This is a genomic window from Psychrobacillus sp. BL-248-WT-3 (assembly GCF_012843435.1).
Lineage (GTDB): Bacteria > Bacillota > Bacilli > Bacillales_A > Planococcaceae > Psychrobacillus.
This window is the reverse complement of sequence record NZ_JABAFC010000024.1, coordinates 1-23,977: the sequence shown is the minus strand read 5'-3', so window position 1 is coordinate 23,977 and position 23,977 is coordinate 1. Positions and strand designations below refer to the sequence as shown.

Genomic DNA, 23,977 nt, shown 5'->3' with positions numbered 1-23,977 from the left:
TCTATTTCTAAAAATTTCTTTGCTAGTTTCAAATAAACCGAGACTGTTAATCGAAATTTATACCTTCGACATCACACCTCAATCTGAAAAAGAATTGAATACTTTCATGCTCATTTTTGATAGGTTCCTTGAGTTTCTGCAATGTTCTTTTTCCTACTCGTCTATCTATCACCGCAAGAATTTTTATAATCATATCAGCTGACTTTAAAGACACTTCAATTGGTGTATTAAAGTACTCTTCCAATGCATCAAAAAAATCATATTGTGCTAAGATGCCTTCTTTTTTAATTATATTATGAGCCTGCAATCCAACTTCCCAATTTAACTTTCGATTATCAATATCATATTGGATATTTTGTTTCTCTCTAATATCCCATTCTTTAATATGCATTGTTCTTTCAGCAGTAATTGTGCACATACTTAATATTTCCTTTTTGTCGACTGTAATAACAGCTCTTCCCAACTGGTCATGTGCTTTGCGATAATTAATAATGTGAAAATCAATTAGATCTTTTAATGAATCACAAGTAAAACTTTTCAAATGTTTTTTTACTTTACTCCATTTCGGACTATACATTTTATACCCCTTTATCTTATAGACTTCTCTTTACAGCAATCATCAATTTAAGTGTAACATTTCAAATACGGTACTCCCTTATGAAATTAATTTTAATTAAGCTATCAAAAAAGAGCATCGCTTAATAGCGATGCTCTCCTTTGGAACTAGACTTCTAGTTCCCAGCGTTCTTGTTCATCTTTTTTCATTTTCTCTTCGATTTCTTTTGGCCATGTAGTACGGTATTTGTGGTTATCTGCCGGGATGATCTCAATCATTTTATCAATCATGTCCCCTGGGTCATATTGATCCTTCAAGGATTCTTCCTGCTCTTTCATGTCTTCCTTCTTCGTGAAATGTTGTTCTTCGTTAAACCATTTATATTTTTCCTCTGCACTTCGATCGTTAAAGCCTGTATCGTACGGGCCAGGATTGATTGTGGCTACCTGTACACCGAATTCTTTAAGCTCCTGCTGCATTGTTTTCGCAATTGCTTCCACTGTATGCTTAGTTGCCGTATATGGTCCTACATATGGAGTAGCCGATAGACCTGCTACTGAGCTAAGGAAAACAATTTTACCGCTCCCTTTTTTCACTAGCTTACGTGCTGCAATTTGTGCCGTTTCTAAGGTAGCAAACACATTTACCTCGAACAATGCACGAAAACGATCCATTGGCACCTCTGCAAGTGGTCCACCTTCATTAATAGCGGCATTTGCTACAAATATATCAAAGTCGTAGTCTTCCATTTGAGCCCGGTCTCTCGCATTAGTTATATCTAATTTAAAAATTTCCATATCTAAGCCTAGATCTCTAGCTTCTCTAAGTAAATCCGTTTTTTGGGAAGTTGTTTCGGTGGTTGCAATCAAGCGATGCCCTTTTTTAGCTAGTCCTATAGCAGTACCTCTTCCAAGGCCACTTCCGGCTCCAGTGATAAAAATTGTTTTACTCAATTGTATTCCTCCTAACAAAATAGTAGTCTATTTCTTTTCTTCCCTTTACAGACTAACTAAAACATATATACATATCAGCTACCGACCTGAACCAATTCCTCTTAACTCCATTTATTCACCATCACTCGGTCATACTGATAACGTCTAATAATAATGCTTAGCTTTTGATGCCATTCATTACAAACTCCCTTAGCCTCTTCGTATTCCTCATATTCCTTGTACTCCTCTTTATAATCTTCCAAGTAGGTAAAGTAGTGAATCGGCTGCGATAAATCATCCGTGACGATTTTAAAGCAAAGATTGAATTCTAGCTCCTCTTCCTCGTCTTCTTCCTCATACTCTTCTTCTAGTTCTTCATTTTCCTCCTTATCCTCTAACTTAATAGGACTACTAAGTATCCCCTCTTTAGGGAATACGGAAATCGTTTTTCCGTCTTCTATTAAGGCTGCCTCTAATACTTTATTAAAAGATATATCTTTTATTTCAAAATCACTTCCTAGCTCGTCTCTACTAGCTATATAGAGAATTTCCGTGACCTCATTTATGAGTAAAGCATTGAGATTATTTGGTGACACTAGTTTCTGAGTATGTGGAATTTCGTCTAGAATCTCTTCTGTGATTCTTCTATTCACTTCATTAATCTCTTCATTTCTCCTCTTCCATTCCCAAGTCCCCCAGAAAAACAAGGCAACTGAAATAATTAAATATAAACCTATCGATCGCATATGATCCATTGAAAAAGTCAGGAAAAAATAAATAGCGCTAAGTAGATAAATTACGAAAATTTTCATATGCACTGCCCCTTATTTTTAAACTTCTTATATAGACTTTATTCGATAGATTATCAATTTATACTTCTAATCTCATAGTTAATGTTACAAAGAGACAAAGTGATACAATTTATGTAAAATTAAGGAATAAATATTTTTCGCAAAGGGGATATCACGATGAAGGAGCTTGTAGTTTATCAAAGTAAAGGAAAACAATTAAAGTTTGTTTTTCTTGCATTAGTCATGGTTGCAGCTAGTTTACTAGTCTTCCTGACGGGAATTGGGAACCAAGATTCAAGGAACATTATTTTTATCGCTATTGGTATATTAGGAATACTATTTTTCGGTTTCTGTCTTTTGTATATAATTAAAGATTTCATTGTTGGAAAGAAAATACTTGTTGTGAATGAAAAGGGGTTTTATGATTATTCCTCGGCAATTGCTAGTAAGGATTTTATCGGATGGGAGCGTGTCCAGGAATTAGGTACATACACAATACAAGGACAAGTATTTATAACTGTCTTTTTATTCGATGGTGATGAGTTTATAAAATCTCTACCCGCCATGAAGAGGACGGCGATCAAGGCTAATATAAAACTAGGCGCTGGTCATATTAACATCAATACACAAGCAGCAAAAGGAATTTCTAGGGAAGAAATCCTACATGAGATGAGCATTTATTTCGATGAATATTTAAGAAAATCTTCCATAGTTACTGAGGAAATTAGCATTTAGTAAAGCATATGTTTTTCATGAATATAATTAAAAGGCATCCTTTGATTTTCTAGGGATGCCTTTCATTTTGCTTTATAAATATTTAGACATTGTACAGCAATTCTAATGTTCGCGATTGATAAGATAGTTTAAAAAGTGTTTTAAAAAGGTTGTATCTATAGAAACATTTTGAAGAGCATCCATAGCTAGACAGTAGTTATCCCACATTTCTATAGTGGCACCCTCCTGACCCATAATAGAAACGAACGTCGTGCTATTGTTTTCTGCATCTCTACCTAGCCCTTTACCGAGTATCTCTGCATCCCCTTCCACATCGAGCAGGTCATCCTTAATCTGAAAGGCGATGCCAGCATAACGAGCAAATTTCTTTAGAGCAGCAATCTCCTGTTCATTTGCTTTGGCTAAAATTGCAGGCATTATCAAGGCTGCTTCAAATCCTATTCCTGTCTTATAAAAGCTTAAGGTATTTAACTGCTCCCTCGTAAGTGTTCTATTTTTAGAGTCCAAGTCCATCGCCTGACCTTTACACATTTCAGCTATTGTGTGGGAAGAATATTGAATCATCTGTAGCACAGTATTTGCATCAAATTGTTTTAAGTTAGTTTGCTCCTCAATAGCTTTTTGAGTGAGGAAAAGACCTGTCAGCTCCGCAACAGCTACGTTATAAACTTCATGAAGAGTAGAGCGTCCACGCCTAATTGGAGCATTATCCTGAGCTGGTAAATCGTCAAATATAAGAGAGGCAGTATGAAGATATTCCAATGATTTTAGTAGTGGAGCAATAGATGCTTCATCTAACTTGTAAATCTTCACTCCCATAAACCATGCTACGATCGGTCTTAGCCTTTTACCATCTCCTTCTAAGCTGTAATTGGTCGCTTCAGTTATAGAGTCTTCGAAATCGGTATTGTTAGAAGAAGTAATAGACAATGTCTCGTTAATTTCATTACGAACAATTTTTATCGTATTAGAGAAATCCTCTCTTTCTTTACTTTCACTCTTTAATACTGTAATCATATGATCTCTTAGTAATTTATCAAAGAAGTCGACATCATCTGCTTTTCGAACCATCTTTTGTAGGAGCTTATTAAAACCTGGTGTCCCGAAACGAAAGAGATCCATAATTTCTTTGTATTTACTTTTGCCTACCCGCTTCTTTAACCGTTTAAGTCCATTAATAGCACGATCTAATATTACTTCTCGTGTTTGTTCGTCGGAATGATAGACATTATGAATTAAATTACTGATCACAGCCCAATACAATTCAAAAGGATTGATCAGGTCTGAACGTTCTTTATGATACTTTAAATAATACGTATAAGGAGTCACTGCTCCGTCCTTCATATCTTCGAACATATCAGCGAAATCATCTGAAAGCTGATTATAAATTCCATAAAAAAATGTACGGTCATCCATCTCTTGATTGTCAGAAGTACTAAGCACTGAACGAACAATTAGCCTTGATGAGGAGGCTTTTAATATAACCGGTATATAAAGCTCCTGATTAGTATAGCTCGAATCCATTAAATTCTTATCACGATCCACTTCCTGCGAATGAAAAAACACATACGCTTGCTCAAAGAATTTTTTCCTTGTCTCAGGTCGCTGATTTTGCTCAATATACTGAAAAGCCTCTCCAAGCTCTTGGTGTATATAAGTTATCAACTCTGCATTTTCGCCAAGCCACTCTCCAAGTACAGGCACAATACCCGTAGTGAGTGTTGTTCTTATTAAATTGGCATATTGTTTTTCCTCTTCGTTCGAAAGTATTTTGGCATCTAGCAAATCATCAATAAATGGATAGGTCAATCCATAGGAATAACCCAGTCTGATTGCCTTATCGAGCCTCTTAGAACGCTCTTCAGGAGATACATCGCTGTCCATCTCTTCAATTTCTTGCATGATAACCCCTGCTATAATTTTAACAAGTTTTCGCTGTGCGTGTTCTGCATCCATTCCTTTGGGGATATGTTTGGATACTTGCTTTAGCTTGTTTATTAACCAAATATACGTTAACTCTACATTTTCCTTTTTAGCCATACGGTATAATTCGACGACATTAAACGCTTGTGCTTCCTTGTCTTCCCCGCTTGAATTCGTCAGCTTATCCTTTAAGCTACTTACTACATCCGAAATCCTGTCTTGAGTTTCATGAGAATCAAGGGATTTTCCTAAATCACGGAGAAAAATGTATGAAATGCTTCGATTTAAGTAACTGTCTAGCTTACCTCTGTAATTTAAATACTGTATGTAATGGTTAAAATCCTTCGTATCAGCATTTCCTTTTGTTTTTGTAAAAAGGGAAAGGATAGGATTATTAACATGATTAGATTTCCAAATCCTTATATCTTCCGTTAAAAGGGGGAGATAGGTTTTTTCCTTAACCTGTATGTGAAGCTCATCAAAATATTGGGCGGCTTTCTGATTGGCTTGCCTATAGCATTCATCGGCATTTATTATTGAGTTTAATTGAATATTCATCTGTCACCTTCATTTACTTTTTTTATGATTTCCTAGTAATTATAACCTATATTTCATTCTCAGTTTTCATCTAGTTACTTACAATTTATTCTTAAGGTTAACCCCAAATGCCTAATTTTAAATGGATAAAAATAAGAAGGCAGCTACCTCCTAGAGTAGCGACCTTCTGACTAATCATAAGCTTACCTTCCAAGAGCATAATGAGAGTAAATATCCTCTTGTTCCTCGTTCATCTCTCCCATGATTGTATAATTAATTCTTTTCTCGAATAAATCCTTTGTTGCTAGGAAAGCATCATACGAACAGGTTAGGGATTGCAGATTCGGAAGTCCCTTTAAGGCAGAGTAATCGTCCATTACTTCAATCCTTAAATCCTCAATCTTTGTCATCCCCTTTAGAAAGTCTAAATTGTTCAATTCTACTTTAGTTATATCAAGAGAGCGTAAATTCCTAACCCCATTTATCTCCTCTATGCTTTTCGTTTTTATCCCAGACAGATTGAGGTGACTTAGCTTTTTACAAAAGGTCAATGGAGACAAATCGTCTATCGTCAAATTTTCTAAAGAAAGCTCTTGTAGTAAAGGTAACTCTGCTAAAACAGAAATATCCGTAACCTTTGTATTACCAATAGATAGTTGCTTTAGCTCCTGAAGCTTTCTCAGGAACCCTAAATCACTTAGAGGAGTTTTCGCTAGATAGAGACTTTTTAAATTTTGTAATTGAGCAATCGGTGTAAAGTATATAATCTCTAGAGTACTGGCAATCAACTCTCTAACGTTTGGAAAATATGCAAGCGGTCTGAGATCAGTGATATTCGAAGGAAATAACCTTAGTGTAGTGATATTACCTAAATCGCGTTCTTTGATAGATGGGATGCCAAGCTTTGCAGTAAGAAAAGTTGTCCAGCTTTCGTCTAGTTCAAGAGTATCCTCTTCCCCTCCCATAGATCTTTTATATGGCCGTTTCTTTAAATCATCAAAAAAGTGACCATAATCTCCCCATATGACATAGGGACCGTCTTCTTCCTCTATTAAAGAACAGTTCCCAACCTCAAATTGTTGAATGAGGAGCTCTAGTAATTCCTCGAAGCTGTCACTAATCACATACATTTGCCTCTCATCTCGACCAAAATTGATAATCTGCCCGACTGTTCCATTCACCCCTGGTGCAAAGTCCATAGCCAGATAATTCCCCCCGTAATCGTAGGCAATAGGTATCCATCCAGGATGAAAGGCTGCTTCTTGGATTGCACCTTTTTCAAAGGAAATGACATCTATAACGGACTCCTCGTAATAGGTTTTGTACCCTTTCCATTCCGATAACATCTCTCCGATGGAATGCCAGGTTAAGCCAAACATGAATCCAAGCTTTTTTTCTCCGTTATGAACGGAATAGATCGACTTAAAAGCTTCTGGAAATATGTAACCTGTTTCTAGCTCCAACCGATGAATCTCTTCTTCGGTTGCCCCTTTATTTAAGTATTTTTCCAAATTCGGTATATAGCTTTCTACTCTTGAAAAAAATTGTTCTCCCACTGCCTATCCCTCCCATTATCCTATTAATCCTTATTTTACCATTAAACTGCATTTATCCTAAAAATGAAAAAACTCACCTAGCAAAAGCTAAGTGAGCCGTTTAAATAATATATTCTTGTAATTATTCTTTATTAAACCAAAGCTCTTCTTGGTCATCCTCGTCACCATTATAATTAATGAAAATCTCTTCTCCAGCTTTTATGTCTGTATACGCATAAAAATCGAATGTCTCGTTTTTAAAATTAATCTCGTAGGTAGCATTTGGCTCGTATGAATGATTAAAAAGCATTCCATAGCCAAGCAGGATAGCAGATCTTCCAATACCGTATTCAAAGGCATAATCACCTAGTGTAGTTTTTTCTATATACTTATGTTGCTCGTTTGGATAAGAAATGACCGGGGCTTCATGTAAAAGCTCACCTTTTTTAATATCTTTAGTTGCAAATAATCCTCTGTTAAATTCGCCATCACTTACTTCAGACTTTTTTACTTCAATCATGTAGTTCTCCTATTCACGTTAAAATTTACTTATTAAGGATAACATTAAAAACCGTATCTGGCTCTTATATTAGTCAATTAAATAATCGGGATTAATTGTAAGCCAATCCATGAATCAATTTCATCATTTCTTTTTATACAATATCAAAGTAAAATGAGCCAGGAGAAAATATCCTAGCTCATTTTGATGTTTATTTAAAATCAACTTTTACCTTTAACCTAGCCTATCTTTAATTTACTATGACAGTGTTAGCCTCTTTCTTATTTCTAAAGTAATTTATAATGAATATTCCCGCTACAATAATTGTCCCAATTACCGTTGAATATGTCTCTGGAATAATCATGCCTAATGAGGCTGCACCTAAAATGAGACGTTCTATAACATTTAAATTCGTAGTAAAATATCCTTCCATAGCAGCACTTAGACCTAATATGCCAACAATAGCTGTAAAGGATACTAGCATAATTGTGCCGATAGAGGCCATCGGGAAGTCTACTGCATTTGCTGCAAGATTTGATGTATCAACCATTAATAGTGCTGGCTGATAAGCAAAGAGGAACGGTACGATAAAGCCTGCAATCGCTAGCCGTACAGAAATAAAGCTAGTGCGCATTGCGTTCCCGCCAGACAATCCAGCAGCTGCAAATGAAGCTAATGCAACAGGTGGTGTAATGTTTGCGAAAATACCATAGTAGAAAACAAATAAATGCGCTACTAATATTGGTAAGCCAAATTCAGCCAAAGCTGGAGCTGCCATTGTTGCCGTAATAATATATGCTGGAATAGATGGTAATCCCATCCCTAAAATAATTGATGCAATCATTGTTAAGAATAACGTTATGAATAATGAACCTGCACCTAATTGAGTAATCGCCGCTGTTAATGTTGAACCAAAGCTTGTTAAGTTCACTACAGCTATGATAATCCCTACAACACCACATGCTACAATTGTGGAAAGCGCCTGTCGTGTACCTTCTTCAAGAGCAGTAATAATATCCTTTATGCCCATACGCGTACTTTTTCTTAACCAAGATACCGCAATCGTTATTAAAATTGTGTAAAATGCTGTATTTGCTACAGGAACGCCTGAACCAAGCATCCACACTAAGGCTACGAGCGGAATCATTAAATGACCGCCTTCTTTTAATACCTCTTTCATACGTGGAAGGTCCGGCTTTGGAATACCCTTTAAGTTTGAACGCCCAGCTCGAAAGTGAACCTGTGCTAAAGAGCCTAAAAAGAATAATAGTGCAGGAATAGCTGCAGCTAATGCGATTGTACCGTACGATATACCTGTTGTTTCAGCCATGATAAACGCACTCGCGCCCATTACTGGAGGTAAAATCTGTCCACCGATGGACGAGCTAGCCTCAACTGCACCCGCAAAGTTTTTCTCGTAACCGATCTTTTTCATCAGGGGAATTGTAAATGCACCAGTTCCTACTACATTTGCTACGGCAGAACCGTTAATACTTCCCATGAATGCACTTGAAATAACTGCCACTTTTGCTGGACCACCTTGTCGATGACCCGCAAGTGCTAGCGACAAATCATTGAAAAACTGTCCCATCCCTGACTTTCCGAGGAACGCGCCAAATAAAATAAACAAGAAGATATATTGTACAGATGCACCAATTGCGGTAGAAAATAGCCCCTCTGTTTTTGTATAAATCTGACCAAAAATATCCCCAAAGTCAAACTCACGTGTCATCATAATACGCGGTAAAAACTCCGCGTGACTAAAGAAGGGATAGGCTAAAAATATGAGTGCTAATATCGGTAATATTAAACCTGTCACTCGTCTAGCACCTTCTAGCACTAGTAAGACGGTTAAAATTGACATCGCAATATCCATTGTATTTGGTATTCCGCCGCGTGTTGTCATAATATTGTCGTACTCTACGAACAGATAAATAAATGACGATAGGCTCAGTGCAAAGAAAACCCAATCATAAATAGGAATTTTAGTGCGATCTTGATTCTTGAATGTCGGATAAATTAAAAATACTAATCCTAATGCAAACATTAAATGGATACTTCGCATAATTAATGTTGGTATTGGATTAAAAGTCGCATATATATGTAGTAAAGAAAACATAACACCCATAAAGCTGATTATAAATACGATGCTCTTGTTATTAAATTTCCTGACTTTCGCATCACTATCATATTTTTCAAGCACCTTCTGTATTTCTTCATTTGATATTTCTTCTACGATAGGTTGCTTTGTGCTAGTTACACTCATAAAAATTCCCCTCCTAAGTACTGCCATATGAAGATTTTCTTAACTGAAATTAAGACTGTGTCATACGTCTCACCATAGTCATAGATTTTAATTTCCTTGTCATCAAGATAAATCGTACTATCCACATGTTCTGAAATAGTGAGATTTAACTCTTTGTAAGGTTGATTGATTTTCATCTTTACATAGCCGTCCACTAACTCTACGTCTTCAGCAATAGAGGGAACTCCTGCACCAAAGGTTTTAAACTTCGTGCTCTCTAATAGTAATTGTTCTTGATTTATTTCGTAGTGCTCTATCCATTCTTCTTTTTCTACAGAATGAATCCACCCTAAATCGAATTGTGTAGTCTTGGCATATACAATTCGGTCGGAAAATTCAAACACTAAAACAGGAAAACGAATGAAAAAAATTGCCAGGAGTATAAGTAAAATCCCTATACTCCCGAACAATTTTTTATTGCTCATCGTAATAACGTTTTGCTCCTGGGTGAAGATCACCGATTATACCTTCTTGTGCACCTTCAAGTGATATATCTCCAGCAGCTTGGTGAGAGTTTACTAGCTTAGGTAAACTTTCAAAAAAAGTTTTTGTTAATTTATATACATCATCTTCACTTAAATCACTTTTTACAACTAATGCATTCGGTACGGCAGCTGTAAATACAGGCTCTGTATTGCTATATACATTGGCAGCGATTTCATAAGAGATGAAATATGGATGTTCTTTTGCAATTTCTTCTACTTTTTCTGGACTAACTGTCACTAAAACAATATCAGTCGTTTCAGCTAATTCCATAACAGAGGCGTTTGGAATACCACTTGTTAAAAACGCAGCGTCAATTGTACCTGCATTTAAACCATCTGCCGCTTCGGCATAGCCTAGGTAATCTACTTTAATATCATCATACGTAATGCCATGACCATTTAAGAGAGTACGTGCATTTACCTCTACACCAGAGTTTTGATCCCCTACTGCTACACGCTTCCCTTTTAAGTCTTCAATTGTTGCAATCCCAGCATCTGCTTTAGCTATAATTTGTACGACGTTGGGATACAGTGTAGCCATTGTGGAAACGCCTTCAATTGGCTCTTTAAAGCTAACTTCACCATTGATTGCCTGTGATAAAGCATCACTCATAACATAGGCCATTTCTATTTTCCCTTGTGCCATTAAATTTAAGTTTTCTACAGAAGACCCTGTCGTTTGAGTACGAGAATTGACATCATACTCCTGTGTATAGATGTCAGCCAATGTTGTACCAATAATATTATACGGACCTGATGCTCCGCCAGTTGCGATTGTTACGATGTTAGTAGACAATCCATCCTCTGATGAACTTTCCCCTGCACTACCACCATTTTCTGTGTCATCCCCACACCCTGCTAAAAGAACCCCAGCAAATAACAAACTTGAAAAAAACGATAGTTTTTTCTTAGAAATCATTTATTAACTCCCCCTTATAAGATAATTATATATTACAAAAATTGCGAAATAAAGCTTTTTACTGACAAATCTAAATATACAATTATTAAACCTTAAGTTCTATGCACCTGATATTGTAAAGCTCCACGAAAATTGGCGGAATTGAAGTGAGAAAATAAAGATATCCTATTGTTGCTTATTTAGAGTAATATTCTAATCCTAAACAACTGCTTTCTGAGCTGACTGCCTACAATTTTGACTAAAAAATATTAGAAAAGCAGCAAAGGGCTAGAAGTATAATTCTACTTCTAAGCCCTTTTCATTTTTATAATGTATTTACAGCTACCTTTTATAGCAAATTAGTCTTCCTGTAGTCGCCTCAATACCCGCAATTACTTGCTTCTTTTCTTTACTACGTAGTTTATATTGAAGGGTCTCATATGGCTGGTCCGAATCATAATGGACTGTCCATTTAAGACAAGCATCTATCTGGTCAAAAGATTTATGTAGCAAGTTAGTTGTTATAACAGGCTTTTTAATAAAGTCTTTTAACTCTTCTATTGTTACCAGAGGGGTTGTACATGCTTCTATTAATCCCGTTGTTCTATTTACTATTATGGAAATCTGCTCTGCTTCGATTCTCATTCCGTTTCCATTATGAATAGGGAATTCGAAGATTGCTCGGTTTGCTTCATTAAACGAAGGTTCTTTCAGTTTGTAAGATAAGTAAGGAATAAATGATTCAAAATAAGTAACGATAAATTGACAAGCAATTTGCTTACATTGTTCATAGTCAAGTTGTAAGGCACCTGTACGCTCCTTAAACCAAACAAATTCCTTAAGCTCCTTTGTTTCTTTATCATATTTGAACTTCACAGTATTTTCTGTCATATTATGTAAATACGAATCTAAGGATGTATCTTGAAATTTCTCACTAGCTTCATCTTGCCAGACTTCCCATATATCATTACCTTTTTCCAATTTCCGTTGAAGGTTCATTGTATCAGGAATACCAATAATTCTTCTTATGGTAGTTTGTTTTTTACCTGGTTGCATATTTGGGAAAGGAACTATTTGGTTGTCGTCTTGATCCTTCTCTTCTGGAAAATCCACGTCACCAGTACTGGCATTGAATGTATGTAGCAAAGAATTATTTTCATATATTTGGTATATACCTGCTTTCTCAATGTCATACATGTCCTCAGAAAGATAACAAAGCTTTAATTGCCAATCTCCTAATTTAACATACCGATTTATAATATTACTCTTTTTGATTATATTAGATGGGTAGTCAGGGGGTGTCGTTGTATATCCCTTATAATAGAATGTGATAATTTCTCCGTTATGGCTTACCTCAATGAAGCTTTGGTGCTTTTGCAAAGGATAACCATGAACATATTGTGCGAATACAAATGCTGTTCGGTCTTCCTTTTCTGTTACTTCCAAAAGCGATAAATAATTTAACGCTTCTTTATACTGTGCTATTAAAAATTGTTCTGCCATTAGCTGTTGTTCCTGTATAGTCACTCTAGCAGCTCTCTTTGTTGGATTAATCGCCAAGGCTAATAATTTGCCGTTTACATCCAACGTTACACCCACGCCTTCTTCCATCTCCTCCCCAGTCCATAAGTAATAAGCTCTATCCTCTTGATAATCTTCTATTTGTAAATCTAAATGTTGCGGAATATCTACAAAGGTAATCGCTAATTTTGATAGCTCTTCTTTTAACAATTTTTCCAACCCCTCTTTTTTGTATGGCAGATGGCTTGACTGTTGTAGCTTTTGTTTTAATAAATGCCTCCCACGATATAAATGAATCTTTATAGTATTAACCGGTTTAACGAGCATACTACTAATCTCTGCGATGGAAAAATGATAGAAATAATATAAAACAATAGCCGTTCGGTACTCATATTTCAAAGTAGCTAATGCTTCATACAAAGCTTCAAAGGAAGAGTACTCTGAATTTGTAACCTTTTCTTGTTCCATCTTCTTCACTTCAATTGCTAAAGTTCGCTTACGCTTACTTAAATAGGCATAACTCTCATGAATAAGAATTTTAAAGAGCCATGTGGAGAAGTAATTCGGTTGATTAAGCTGGTGAAGCGAATGAAATGCTTTAATAAACGTTTCTTGTACCAAATCCTCCGCATCTTCTCTATTTCCTGTATATGTATACGCCTTCGCTAGTAGACGAGGTCTTTCTAGTTTTAACAATTGTGCAAAGGCTTCAGAATCACCATTTATTGCTTCCTTTATAAGTTGGTCCATCTTTTCTTCCTCCCTCTGTATATTTAGAGTAATATTTTAAGCTAAAGGTTTCACTTAAATAATTTTTCATAAATATTTCATTCTATATTATCTTAAGGACTATGAGATATTAATAAAAAAAAGCCATGTTAAAGGAGGGTTGGTTTATGGTGCAACAACCCAACTCAATTTCATCATCTATTTACGTTCTTAATAGCCATTAAAAAGTTCCTTTGTTTATATTTACAGTCCCTATAAAAAAGTAATGATAGTCAAGACCAACCAATAACTTTAACAAAGCTAAAAAAAAACGAACCCCTTTAAAAAGGATTCGTTCATGATAATGGTAAAAACCAAATATAGCTAAGTGTAAATCGTGAAATACTAAAGGAATTCGAAAAAATCTATTCTATGCTTTCTAATTTTCAATCCCTGCAATTCCAAATCCTCCAGGTCCAGCATGGGTAGAAATCATGGCGCCGGCCTGCATCCATGTTATATTTTTAAAGTCTGCTTCCTTGGCTATTTTATCTATTCGACTCTTAATACTTTCATCGAGTCCGATAGAGTAAATCAGGTATAGCTGCTGTCGATCAATATCGTATTGGTTCAAATAATCTTCTATGAGCTTTTCCGCCACTTTACTCATATTCCCACGGTATTTTCTAGTTGAAACAAGCTTTCCTTCTTTTAATTCAATGCATGGCTTAATTTTTAGCAAAGACCCTCCAATGTAAGCCATGTTACTTACCCGTCCACCTGATCTTAGAAAGTCTAAACTACCTGGGATGAAAGCCAGCTTTGTTTTTGGAACCACGGTTTCTATTTTTTCTATGAGGCTAACATGATCTATGTTAGGTTCTTCCTCCAGTAAGGCGGCCGCATACAACACAACTGCGCCTAGACCACCTGTGACATTTAACGTATCGACCAGGTAAAGGTTTTCAAAATCCTCTGCTGCAATTAGTGCACTTTGAAAGGACGCTGATGCTTTTGACGTATATCCAATATGAATAATGATACTCTCAGGAAAGTTTGTTCTAATTTTTGTAAACAACTCTTGATACTCATGTACATTCGTTGCTGTTGTAGATGGAATTTTTTTTGTGCGACTATGATAATCGAAGACATCCTCTACAGGCAGCTCCCCATCCAAATAATCTTTCCCATCCATGACGACATGCATCGGTACCACTTGAATTTGATATTTTTCCACCAGGTCCTCCGGTAGATCCGCTCCACTTTCTGTCGATAAGATAATTTTTCTCATAATACATTCCTTTCAACTAAAGTAGTCCTTACAGCGTACTTATTAATTTCCACTTAACCTAAATATACACTAAAAGGGTAAATTATACAGTTAAATAATCAGAAGATTTTAGACAATATTTCAATCTATTTTGTCTAAAATTCATCTATGATACTAACCTGTACCCTTTTGTTCATAAAGATAAAAGCAGATCGTCTAGATATGCATTTTAGCACTTCTAGACGATCTGCTTTTTTGTATCATAAGCTTTTATTCTATTAAAGTAAAAACTGCACTAATCAATAGAAATGATACTGCTGTTATAAATTTTTTCATCCAATTCAACAACGGAAATTTTTTTGCCTGAAGGACTCCATTTGGTTTTCACATTTCCAATGTCTTGAACAATTTGTATGGATTCATCAGATGTTACTTCATATAGGTGTAATCCACTTTTTTCTTCACCGTTTATGATAGAGCTTGACTGATATACAATCATTTGCTGATTCGGAGACCAGGAAGCACCTGTCACATCAGAACCTTCTGCAATTATACTTTGTATATTTCCATCGGTATCTGCTATTATTAACCTTTTCGTATTCCCTGTTGTCTGCGTAACAAGTAATTGCTTTCCATCCGGAGATAGTGTGATTCTTTCTGCATTTTCCAATGGAAGTTTCTTTTTTTCTTTGGTGTTCCAATCCATCTTATATACTTGAAAGGAAGGGTTTTCTGTTGTTATATAGTAGATTTTTTCTTGCATTTTATGAACATTAAACAACTGCTCCTCCTGAAGCTCGGCAATCGGAGTTACATTCCCCTCCGTATCAGCCATAACTGCACCACCCGCATAGGAAGCACCGATTACGTGGTTCTCGTCAGTCCACTCAGCGGTATAGACACTACCAATAATATCCTCGGTAACAAGCGTTTTCTCCCCTTCCCCTAAACTCATCATATAATAGGCGATATCTCCAATAGAGTTTTCATAATATAAGAGGTGATTTTTATCCGGAGACAAAGTTGCCCCACCGAGAAACATATCTTTTTGAGCTTTAATTGTTTTAAATTCTTTAGTATCCAAATTGTACACGTATATACTTCTAGGATAGAACTCTGCATTTTCTAACAAACTCATTTTTTCAAATTCCTGGTTTTCTTTTGCAAGAACAACAGTATGCTCATCGATCCAGTCGGTAATTTCCATTCCCTCATAATTTTCAATTTTTCCAATGGAAATTGGATCAACTTCGTTTTCGTTGCTTTCGTTTTCACTAACGATAATACCTTCCCCTGGCTTTTCTATGTCTGTTTTGTTTTCCTCCCGTTCGTCACTGCAAGCATAAAGAGTTAATAAGACTAGTAAGAGCGTGATAGTGCAAAGTATTAATTTTTTCATTTGAATCATCCCCTTAACTATTATTCTATGCAACAACCATTCACTATCTACAAATGACTCATTAAAATAATGTAACTTTACACAATAAACAAACTTGCTGTAAACTGCCATTTTAGCAACATTTTTGATATTATATGGTAATTAATAAGAAGTGTCAATTTTACATTCTCCGCCCAACTTTTCTCTAAACCAAAAAAGACGACCCTTCAACTGTCGGGGTCATCTTTTGGATGTTCTTTTCGTATTAACAAATAGTAATACTAAAATTATTCTTTACCATGTACTACCTGTCCTATTCTCATTTTTCGATGTTTAGATACTCGTCTTTTAATATTATCGAATGATATACACTATCTACTAGTTCTCCTTTTTTCATTTCACCTTTACAAAGGATTCCTTCACATGTCATGCCTAAACGACTAAATACTTTTCCAGAAGCACTATTCTTAACCTCGTATCCAACATACACTCGCTCTAAACCAAGTACTTCGAAGGCTAATTTTAGGATTAGTTTCCCCATTCAATGAAGTAAAAGCTCAATCTTCGTCAATCGCATCAATCCATATGCTGACACCGCTTACAGTAACAAGATAGTTTCTTTCGACACCGGCAGTGTTTTCAAAGCGGATAAAAGTAGTGCCATCGTGTATTGCTGACATCGTCACATGGTTCCCTTCTACAATCTCCACAGTCACAACTGATTTATCCTCAGCCGAGAAGGTCCATTTTCCCTCGTCAAGGTACATTTCCATAGTGTCATCTATTTTGGTGAAGGCAAAAACTGCAATAAAAACGGCAGCTATAATAGCAAGGGCAGTGATGCAATGCTTCTTCTTATCCAGCAAAATAAAAACAAAAAAAACTGCCAGAGCAAGGCAGAATACGGCGCTTAACAGATGATTCGGGAAATTGGCCTGTGCAGCTCTGAAATAGTGCACGCTTGCCCAAGAAAGATACCCAGTAGCCACAGACAAAACTAAAACGCTGATCCAGTTCTTCTTTTTAAGTTGGAATGCTATTGCAGCACCAGGTAAGGTCAGGACGGTAATTTTAAACCAATAATCATAATAACGGAATATGTCCCAACCGTATGCATAAAACGGAACCTCAATCAAATAAATGAGGGGCTGGCTGACAAGGAAGAACACGAAACATTTAAGTGAGGCTTCCCACCACTTTTTGCAGTTAACAATGATAAATATAGCAAATAGAAACCACCAGTCAGGATAAACGGCTATGTCCTGAAAGGAGGTGTCTTGTAAAAATGAAACCTGATTGATCAATGCAGTATATAATGCTGTAATAACAGCTAAAATGATAACTTTTGGCCATGTCATATTAAATTCGCCAAAGTATTTTTTAATCGTTTGCATGTTTTCTCCTTTTAATAAACCTTGTTTAAAGATAATTTTAACAGGCTTGAATTTTTCTCTATATTTTATCTAGAACAAATTTTACATTGTCTGTTTTCTTATTGGTTTGGGCCACTCATAAGCAATGCCATATCGGATGGTCAAAGACGATTTTATTAACTACCTAGCTAGTATAGTATATCAATATAATTTCTCACATGTGTGGAGTAGTTCTATGTTTTTTACTCAGAAAAGTTCAACAAAGGATGCTAACATTATCCCCTAACAATAGCTATCTAATCGTTTCTTCACAATATCTGGAGTCGTTCATGAAGTAAAATAATTGTTTTTACAGCAAGATATGGATAGTGGAAACAGTACTGCAGTGATAAATTTAGATCAATGGATTTGGCCAATTCAAACAGAATCATATAAATTGTGATTATCATCAATCCAAATTAATAATTTGAATCAATCGGCAGCTTTTTAATAGGAGTAAATATATGATAGTCCGAATCAAGATGATGAACGCCTCTAAAAACTTGAATTAGTTCAATATCTGATTGTTCTCTTTCTTGCTTTGAAATTTTTAAAAATCTTGCGAAGTCGGTTTTAAACACATCCCCTACCTCAAGAAGGTCACCAGAGTATTGGAACTTAGCACAAAATATTTGTGGCACTTCTACGTTGAAATAGAACGGTTTATCTATTTGTATATCATAAGGAATGCCAAATAGAGCATTGAAACGGGTTGAATTTGGATGGCAGTTTGAATAGACCATAAAACAAGGTCCAGATATGGTCTCACCTATTGTTTCTAAGAGCATTTTCGAATGAGCGTGAATCTTTGCTTTGTAATCTTCACATGCCAAATCAACTTCAAATGCGATTCCCGTCAATCTGATAGCATCAAATTCCGTTAATGTAAAATCGGTTACTACATCACCATTAATGTTTTTTAAAGGGCGTTTAACGACTAAAGGTATAGGTTCTGGAGATATGACGGTATCCTTTTCTTTTAGTGAGCTAGGAGCTAGTTGAAATTGACGTTTAAAAGCACGAGTGAACGAAGATTGTGATCCGAAGTTTAACTGATAGGCAATTTCCGTCAATGATAATCGGTCTTCTTGTATTAATTTAACCGCGTAATTTAATCGTCTTGACAATATGTATTGGTTCAAGGAACAACCCATAATTGCGGAAAAAAGTCTATGAAAATAAAATTTCGACATGTTGAAGTATGTAGATACAGACTCCACTGACAACGGTTCCTCAATATGTTCTTCAATGAAAGTTAAAGAGTTTTCAATAATTTTATAATGATCCATAAGGGTTCCTCCCCTTCATTTTTAGGGTATTCCGACAAAAAAATTGCTGATAAGATTAATCATTTTTAAGGAGGTAAATGTAATGAAAAAGGATAGAATGAATGGAATATTAATTGGTTTATTTTATATCGTGGCCGCAGTCAGTGCTGTTATTGCTGTACTATTATATCAGCCGTTACTATCAGGAGATTGGTATATGGCTGTGGTGAATGGTTCGAAAACAGCCGTTTTGGTTGGTGTTATGAATGACATTTTGCTCATTATAGCTGCAGTTGGAACCGCTGTTATGTTATTTCCGTATGTACGACTATGGAATGAACATTCGGCATTAGCATATCTTTGTTTTCGATTTATGGAGGCTGTTTTTATAGCGATTGGCGTGGTGAGTATATTAGGTTTGCTAAGTCTTAGTTCTGATTATGGAGCTGGACAATTCGTTAATGAAGGAGCATATCATCAAATAGGGAGCATTCTTCAATCATTTCATGCTTGGACTTCTATATTAGGGCCGAATTTAATGCTCGGCTTGAATACACTCTTGTACAGTTATTTATTATATAAAACGGAAATCGTGCCAAAACCGCTAGCGCTATTTGGAATGTTGACGGCTGTTATGGTATTCCTTGCTGGATTGCTCAATATGTTTGATATCATTGGCCCATTCTCTACTCTAAAGGGACTTATCGCCCTGCCCTTTCTTTTGCAGAGGATTTGTATTTTTCCCTTCAATTAATGAATTGTATAATTTCCCTGGGAGAGGAATGCTTAAAACATCATTCGTTTCATTGTTCACCTTAATTTTTAACTCCGCCATTTCTCTTAATGTCATTATATCTGGTCCACAGAAATCATCTAATTTCCCTTGTGGACCTTTATTAACTAAATCGATTAAATGTCTAGCAAATTCATTAACATCGATGCTTTGAAATTTAACCTTTCCAGGGATTATATATCTTTTAAAGAGAGGTGTTGATAAGAGTAAATCCTCAACAAAGCTATGAAACTGCGTTGCACGAGCAATTGTATAGGGTACAGAACTATTTTTTAATAATTCTTCTGCTTCGTATTTAAGTCTATAATATTGGAAGGGGATTTCCTCAATTCCTACAATTGATGGATAAATAAACAGGTGTATATGATTCAGCTTGCTTAATAATTTTTCTAACCCAGCAACCTCAATGCTTTTAGAATTTTTTATCGGACTAGTTGCTGCGTGAATAATGACGTCCACATCTTTTACCGCTTCTTCTAAACCTTCACCTGATAATAAATCGCTATAAACCCATGGGAAGGCTTCTCCTTCTGGTTTTCTTCTCGAAGTTATTTTTACTTGATAGTCTAAATCTTTTAATTGCTTTAACAAAGCCGCCCCTAATTTTCCGGTTGAACCAGTTACAAGGATTCTCAAGTACAACACTCCCATTCAGATGGATTATCTTCCTATTGTAATATTCAAAAGTTGGTTACTTTATTCTAAGGTCCTACAATCATAGAACTTAGCCCTTTTTAGTATGCCTAAATATTTATTTTGGAATGTTATTAGACTAATTTTTATATGCTTTATTATAAATTCTTTCTTTACTAAAAATAGTAAAAGAGATGCTATTTCGATTGTTTCTATCTAAAAAAGGTGAAATGGATAAAGGTATTGAAATGATTATATACATTTAAATTACCTTCATTAGAAAGGAGGAATACATGATGGATATACTATTAAAATATATGTCTGACTTTACTTTAATCAGCGAAGATGAACAGCGGGCAATCTCAGAAAGTTTACGAATTGATGAATATAAAAAAGGACAATATCTTCTTAGACAAGGAGAACTTTCTGCTATTAAATGTTATTTCGTATTAATAGGGTGTGTTAGGCAGTTTTTTATAGATGAATCAGGTAAAGAAGTAACATCAAATTTTTTTATTGAAGAACAAGCTATTCCAATTATCAACGAAAAGACTCAAGGTGACTTATCAAAGTATTCATTAGTTTGTGTTGAAGATTGCAGATTAGTTGTTGGTGATATTGATTCTGAAAATACGATGTTAAACAAATACCCACAACTTGAAATAATGATCCGTAAAATGATGGAAATAAACGTTGGTGAAATACAAGATCAATTCGGTGAATTTATTGGTTCTTCTCCAGAGGAACGATACGAATCCATTTTAAGGAAACGCCCCGAGTTAATTGAACGTGTACCACAACATCAATTAGCTAGTTATCTTGGAATTACTCCTGAATCGTTAAGTAGAATAAAAAAACGTATTAAAAAAAATACATTATAAAAAAAATTCCATCCCACCAATTATCCTCCTTCAAAGTAGCAACTAAGCACCGAAGACTGACTTACCAAATATCATTGAACTATATATCACCCTTACCTTTTGTGTTTACAAATAAAAAATTTATAAAGTATCTAGAAATTAACTTAAGTCAATGAACGGTTTTTATCCTCTTGTTATTATTAAAATTAATCAAAGATATTAACATTTGGAGGAGATTTTTATGAAGGCGATAGTTTGTGATCAATATGGTTCGCCCGATGTGCTTGTATTAAAAGAGATTAAAAAACCTTTCCCTACTGAGAACCAAGTATTGGTAAAGGTTCATTCAGCATCTTTAAATTTTGGCAACTTAGTTCTTTTGAAGGGCAAACCCTTCTTAGCCCGATTTGCGTTCGGACTAACGAAACCAAAATACTCTATTCCAGGAGGTGACATAGCTGGTACAGTTGAAGCTGTTGGGGAAAACGTAAAGCGATTTAACGTAGGTGATGAAGTATTTGGTGACCTCTCTACTTGTGGCTGGGGTGGTTTTGCTGAATATGTAACTGCACCAGAACATGCTTTAGCGCATAAACCCAACAATATTTCCTTTGAAGAAGCAGCTGCGACTCCTATGGCAGCTGTAACTGCCTTACAAGGACTACGTGATAAAGGTGAAATTAAATCGGGGCATAAAGTATTAATTTATGGCGCATCTGGAGGTGTCGGTACTTTTGCGGTACAAATCGCTAAATCATTCGGTGCTGAAGTAACTGGCGTATGCAGTTCACGAAACGTTGAAATATTGCGTTCTATAGGAGCAGATCATATCATCGATTATACAAAAGAGGATTTCGCACAACATAAGGAATCCTATGATTTAGTTCTCGGCGTCAATGGGTCTAATTCCCTTTCAGCTTATAAAAAGGTTCTAAAACCAAATGGGAAATTTGTTCACGTAGGAGGTTCTGAGTCTCAGCTTTATCAAACGTTAATTCTTGGGCCTTTTATTTCAATGACTGGAAGCAGGAAAATGAGTAGCCTATTACAGAGAGCAAATCAAAATGACTTAAATGATGTAAAAGAGTTACTTCAAAGTGGAAAAGTAAAACCTATAATTGATAAACGGTTTAAGTTAAGTGAAATAACGGAGGCATTCAAATATTTCCAGGAAGGTCACGCTCAAGGTAAAGTGGTGATCACTTTATAATAAGTGCCTTGCTTCATCCATAAATAAAAAGCAGACGGAACTTAGAAGTGCGATACCAACACCTCTAACCCGTCTGCTTTTTAATTCACTATTACACTAACTCCAACCAAGTAACAACTTCACAGTGTGTCGTCTGCGGGAACATGTCCACTGGCTGAATCTCCTGTGTCTTATAGCCGCCGTCCTCTAAGATGCGAAGATCACGCGCTAAGGTTGCTGGATTACAGGAAACGTATACCACACGTTTTGGGCGTTGTTCAATAATCGTTGTTAGTAGTGCCTCGTCGCAGCCTTTTCTTGGAGGGTCCACAACTAATACATCTGCTGTTTTCCCTTCCTTGTACCAGCGTGGGATGACTTCCTCTGCTGGGCCTGCTTCAAAGTACGTGTTCGTAAAGTCGTTTAGCTCGGCGTTTCTTTTTGCATCCTCAATTGCTTGGGGAACAATCTCCACACCAAGTACTTGCTTCGCTTTTTGTGCAAGGAACAAAGAAATCGTACCAATTCCACAATAGGCATCGATAACTGTCTCGTCACCTGCAAGCTGTGCATAATCAAGCGCCTGCTGGTATAACACTTCTGTCTGCTCTGGATTCACCTGATAGAAGGACCTAGCGGAAATTTCGAAGCGTACATCTCCGATTAGATCCTCAATCGTTGGTTTCCCCCACAATAGGTTAGTTTGATCCCCAAAGATCACATTTGTATTTTTGGAGTTTATATTTTGCATAATGGAGGTCACCTTTGGCTCTACCTCTCTAATTAGCTCAATAATCGCTTCCTTTTTGGAAAGCTTAGGATGCTTCGTCACTAGGACAACCATTACCTCGCCGGTAGCTCGTCCTTTACGTACTACTAAGTGGCGAAGCTGACCTTTCTTCGTATCCTCATTGTAAGGAATCAAGTCTAGCTCTAATGCCTTCTCTTTGAATGCTCTCATCAATCGGTCTGCTTCATCGGATTGAATTAGACAAGTCGGTGTGTCTGCAATACGGTGAGATTTTGCCTGGTAGAACCCTGCAATCACCTTTCCATCGACTAAGCCAAATGGAATTTGGGATTTATTGCGATATTCCCAAGGATTGTTCATTCCTTTTACCGGTAGTACTGGTGCATCAATCTTACCTAGTCTTTGCATGACATTTCGAACCATATTTTCCTTCCATTTCAACTGACCTTCATAATTAATGTGCTGAAGCTGACAGCCACCACACTCATAAAATACTGGACATGGTGCTTCCACACGGAAAGGAGAAGGCTCTACAATATGAAGTAATTTAGCAAAGCCATAGTTTTTTAATGTTTTTACAACACGTACCTCGGCTTTTTCATCAGGAAGACCCCCGTGGATAAACAGTGGGTAGCCATCGACCTTTGCTACTCCTGACCCATCATGTGTCAAATCCTCTATATAAACTGTTAACTGATCATTCTTATTTACTGGTGTGTTCACGTTAAATCTCCGTTCTTGTGTAATGGATATTATTATATCAAATAACGGCGTCCAATAGTATTAGGTAGCTTATGTATATAAATTTCCAACTAATTTTAGAAACAAGAAAAGCGGAATCGCCTGCACTGCCCCGACAGGCAAATGGGGAAAAGCGAGGAGGCAGCTCCTCAGCCACCGGAGCTTTTATCCATTTGACCTCGAGGGGCAAGGCGATGAAGCTAGACATCAAGAAAAGCGGAATCGCCTGTCACTGCCCCGACAGACAAATGGGAAAA

The 23,977-nt window shown here is 36.2% G+C and carries 22 protein-coding genes; 5 read left to right on the top strand and 17 right to left on the bottom strand.

The genetic code is table 11. From position 1 onward, the window contains the following. Positions 1-46: 46 nt before the first annotated feature. The 3 genes from HF876_RS12580 to HF876_RS12570 form a co-directional block, all read right to left on the bottom strand. Positions 47-577, bottom strand: a complete 531-nt coding sequence (locus tag HF876_RS12580; protein ID WP_169360408.1) for an SF0329 family protein — start codon at positions 575-577, stop codon at positions 47-49. 146 nt (positions 578-723) lie between these two features. Continuing rightward, the gene (locus HF876_RS12575; protein ID WP_169360407.1) at positions 724-1,509 is read right to left on the bottom strand and encodes an SDR family oxidoreductase; all 786 of its coding nucleotides are present in this window, start codon (positions 1,507-1,509) and stop codon (positions 724-726) included. A gap of 101 nt (positions 1,510-1,610) precedes the next feature. Then, positions 1,611-2,300 carry a hypothetical protein gene (locus tag HF876_RS12570; RefSeq protein ID WP_169360406.1) on the bottom strand — a complete coding sequence of 230 codons (690 nt, stop codon included), beginning with the start codon at positions 2,298-2,300 and terminating at the stop codon, positions 1,611-1,613. 156 nt (positions 2,301-2,456) lie between these two features. Between HF876_RS12570 and HF876_RS12565 the strand changes: the two genes are divergently transcribed. Next, positions 2,457-3,014 carry an STM3941 family protein gene (locus HF876_RS12565; RefSeq protein WP_169360405.1) on the top strand — a complete coding sequence of 186 codons (558 nt, stop codon included), beginning with the start codon at positions 2,457-2,459 and terminating at the stop codon, positions 3,012-3,014. Positions 3,015-3,116: 102 nt separating this feature from the next. Here HF876_RS12565 and HF876_RS12560 read toward each other — a convergent pair whose 3' ends face one another. The 12 genes from HF876_RS12560 to HF876_RS12505 all read right to left on the bottom strand — a co-directional run bounded on the left by HF876_RS12560 (position 3,117) and on the right by HF876_RS12505 (position 18,774). After that, entirely contained in the window at positions 3,117-5,495 is a 2,379-nt protein-coding gene (locus tag HF876_RS12560; RefSeq protein WP_169360404.1) for a polyprenyl synthetase family protein, read from the bottom strand. Positions 5,496-5,677: 182 nt separating this feature from the next. After that, the gene (locus tag HF876_RS12555; RefSeq protein WP_169360403.1) at positions 5,678-7,030 is read right to left on the bottom strand and encodes an SMI1/KNR4 family protein; all 1,353 of its coding nucleotides are present in this window, start codon (positions 7,028-7,030) and stop codon (positions 5,678-5,680) included. A gap of 121 nt (positions 7,031-7,151) precedes the next feature. Further along, positions 7,152-7,529 carry an SET domain-containing protein gene (locus HF876_RS12550; RefSeq protein ID WP_169360402.1) on the bottom strand — a complete coding sequence of 126 codons (378 nt, stop codon included), beginning with the start codon at positions 7,527-7,529 and terminating at the stop codon, positions 7,152-7,154. Positions 7,530-7,758: 229 nt separating this feature from the next. Next, the gene (locus tag HF876_RS12545; protein WP_169360401.1) at positions 7,759-9,774 is read right to left on the bottom strand and encodes a TRAP transporter permease; all 2,016 of its coding nucleotides are present in this window, start codon (positions 9,772-9,774) and stop codon (positions 7,759-7,761) included. Beyond that, complete coding sequence (locus HF876_RS12540) at positions 9,771-10,238, bottom strand: DUF1850 domain-containing protein (protein WP_169360400.1); 468 nt, start codon at positions 10,236-10,238, stop codon at positions 9,771-9,773. The genes HF876_RS12545 and HF876_RS12540 overlap by 4 nt, the downstream gene beginning before the upstream one ends. Beyond that, a complete protein-coding gene (locus HF876_RS12535; protein ID WP_169360399.1) occupies positions 10,228-11,217 on the bottom strand; it encodes a TAXI family TRAP transporter solute-binding subunit in 990 nt (329 codons plus the stop codon). Before HF876_RS12535 ends, HF876_RS12540 begins: the two co-directional genes overlap by 11 nt. Positions 11,218-11,538: 321 nt before the next feature. Further along, a complete protein-coding gene (locus tag HF876_RS12530; RefSeq protein WP_169360398.1) occupies positions 11,539-13,467 on the bottom strand; it encodes a sigma-70 family RNA polymerase sigma factor in 1,929 nt (642 codons plus the stop codon). Positions 13,468-13,864: 397 nt separating this feature from the next. Beyond that, positions 13,865-14,716 carry a DegV family protein gene (locus tag HF876_RS12525; protein ID WP_169360397.1) on the bottom strand — a complete coding sequence of 284 codons (852 nt, stop codon included), beginning with the start codon at positions 14,714-14,716 and terminating at the stop codon, positions 13,865-13,867. A gap of 274 nt (positions 14,717-14,990) precedes the next feature. After that, the gene (locus HF876_RS12520; protein WP_169360396.1) at positions 14,991-16,094 is read right to left on the bottom strand and encodes a TolB family protein; all 1,104 of its coding nucleotides are present in this window, start codon (positions 16,092-16,094) and stop codon (positions 14,991-14,993) included. Positions 16,095-16,392: 298 nt separating this feature from the next. Next, positions 16,393-16,614, bottom strand: a complete 222-nt coding sequence (locus HF876_RS12515) for a GNAT family N-acetyltransferase (protein WP_169360395.1) — start codon at positions 16,612-16,614, stop codon at positions 16,393-16,395. Between the two features lie 16 nt (positions 16,615-16,630). Beyond that, a complete protein-coding gene (locus HF876_RS12510) occupies positions 16,631-17,467 on the bottom strand; it encodes a hypothetical protein (protein ID WP_169360394.1) in 837 nt (278 codons plus the stop codon). A gap of 437 nt (positions 17,468-17,904) precedes the next feature. Further along, positions 17,905-18,774 (bottom strand): helix-turn-helix transcriptional regulator, encoded by an 870-nt coding sequence (locus HF876_RS12505; protein ID WP_169360393.1) that lies wholly within the window; start codon positions 18,772-18,774, stop codon positions 17,905-17,907. A gap of 82 nt (positions 18,775-18,856) precedes the next feature. Between HF876_RS12505 and HF876_RS12500 the strand changes: the two genes are divergently transcribed. Next, positions 18,857-19,507, top strand: a complete 651-nt coding sequence (locus HF876_RS12500; RefSeq protein ID WP_169360392.1) for a DUF4386 domain-containing protein — start codon at positions 18,857-18,859, stop codon at positions 19,505-19,507. Here the strand turns inward: HF876_RS12500 and HF876_RS12495 are convergent. Continuing rightward, complete coding sequence (locus HF876_RS12495; RefSeq protein ID WP_169360391.1) at positions 19,445-20,182, bottom strand: SDR family oxidoreductase; 738 nt, start codon at positions 20,180-20,182, stop codon at positions 19,445-19,447. The genes HF876_RS12500 and HF876_RS12495 overlap by 63 nt on opposite strands. A gap of 290 nt (positions 20,183-20,472) precedes the next feature. On the opposite strand from HF876_RS12495, the gene HF876_RS12490 reads away from it, so the two are divergent. Both HF876_RS12490 and HF876_RS12485 read left to right on the top strand, forming a co-directional pair. Then, positions 20,473-21,060, top strand: a complete 588-nt coding sequence (locus HF876_RS12490) for a Crp/Fnr family transcriptional regulator (protein ID WP_169360390.1) — start codon at positions 20,473-20,475, stop codon at positions 21,058-21,060. A gap of 220 nt (positions 21,061-21,280) precedes the next feature. Continuing rightward, positions 21,281-22,249 (top strand): NAD(P)-dependent alcohol dehydrogenase, encoded by a 969-nt coding sequence (locus HF876_RS12485; protein ID WP_169360389.1) that lies wholly within the window; start codon positions 21,281-21,283, stop codon positions 22,247-22,249. Positions 22,250-22,340: 91 nt separating this feature from the next. Here HF876_RS12485 and rlmD read toward each other — a convergent pair whose 3' ends face one another. Then, on the bottom strand, positions 22,341-23,702 hold the full coding sequence (rlmD, locus tag HF876_RS12480; RefSeq protein WP_169360388.1) for a 23S rRNA (uracil(1939)-C(5))-methyltransferase RlmD: 1,362 nt from the start codon (positions 23,700-23,702) through the stop codon (positions 22,341-22,343). Positions 23,703-23,773: 71 nt separating this feature from the next. Here rlmD and HF876_RS18765 point away from each other — a divergent pair. Next, positions 23,774-23,977 (top strand): hypothetical protein (locus HF876_RS18765; protein WP_205964096.1); only part of this gene is annotated, 204 nt, incomplete at its 3' end.

What these genes read in the sequence shown, in the direction of transcription:
- HF876_RS12515 (WP_169360395.1), bottom strand. Translation starts at nt 16,614, where the DNA reads ATGGGGAAACTAATCCTAAAATTAGCCTTCGAAGTACTTGGTTTAGAG.
- HF876_RS12545 (WP_169360401.1), bottom strand. Translation starts at nt 9,774, where the DNA reads ATGAGTGTAACTAGCACAAAGCAACCTATCGTAGAAGAAATATCAAAT.
- HF876_RS12490 (WP_169360390.1), top strand. Translation starts at nt 20,473, where the DNA reads ATGATGGATATACTATTAAAATATATGTCTGACTTTACTTTAATCAGC.
- HF876_RS12570 (WP_169360406.1), bottom strand. Translation starts at nt 2,300, where the DNA reads ATGAAAATTTTCGTAATTTATCTACTTAGCGCTATTTATTTTTTCCTG.
- HF876_RS12485 (WP_169360389.1), top strand. Translation starts at nt 21,281, where the DNA reads ATGAAGGCGATAGTTTGTGATCAATATGGTTCGCCCGATGTGCTTGTA.
- HF876_RS12500 (WP_169360392.1), top strand. Translation starts at nt 18,857, where the DNA reads ATGAAAAAGGATAGAATGAATGGAATATTAATTGGTTTATTTTATATC.
- HF876_RS12540 (WP_169360400.1), bottom strand. Translation starts at nt 10,238, where the DNA reads ATGAGCAATAAAAAATTGTTCGGGAGTATAGGGATTTTACTTATACTC.
- HF876_RS12565 (WP_169360405.1), top strand. Translation starts at nt 2,457, where the DNA reads ATGAAGGAGCTTGTAGTTTATCAAAGTAAAGGAAAACAATTAAAGTTT.
- HF876_RS12560 (WP_169360404.1), bottom strand. Translation starts at nt 5,495, where the DNA reads ATGAATATTCAATTAAACTCAATAATAAATGCCGATGAATGCTATAGG.
- HF876_RS12550 (WP_169360402.1), bottom strand. Translation starts at nt 7,529, where the DNA reads ATGATTGAAGTAAAAAAGTCTGAAGTAAGTGATGGCGAATTTAACAGA.
- HF876_RS12530 (WP_169360398.1), bottom strand. Translation starts at nt 13,467, where the DNA reads ATGGACCAACTTATAAAGGAAGCAATAAATGGTGATTCTGAAGCCTTT.
- HF876_RS12525 (WP_169360397.1), bottom strand. Translation starts at nt 14,716, where the DNA reads ATGAGAAAAATTATCTTATCGACAGAAAGTGGAGCGGATCTACCGGAG.
- HF876_RS12520 (WP_169360396.1), bottom strand. Translation starts at nt 16,094, where the DNA reads ATGAAAAAATTAATACTTTGCACTATCACGCTCTTACTAGTCTTATTA.
- HF876_RS12580 (WP_169360408.1), bottom strand. Translation starts at nt 577, where the DNA reads ATGTATAGTCCGAAATGGAGTAAAGTAAAAAAACATTTGAAAAGTTTT.
- HF876_RS12505 (WP_169360393.1), bottom strand. Translation starts at nt 18,774, where the DNA reads ATGGATCATTATAAAATTATTGAAAACTCTTTAACTTTCATTGAAGAA.
- HF876_RS12510 (WP_169360394.1), bottom strand. Translation starts at nt 17,467, where the DNA reads ATGCAAACGATTAAAAAATACTTTGGCGAATTTAATATGACATGGCCA.
- HF876_RS12535 (WP_169360399.1), bottom strand. Translation starts at nt 11,217, where the DNA reads ATGATTTCTAAGAAAAAACTATCGTTTTTTTCAAGTTTGTTATTTGCT.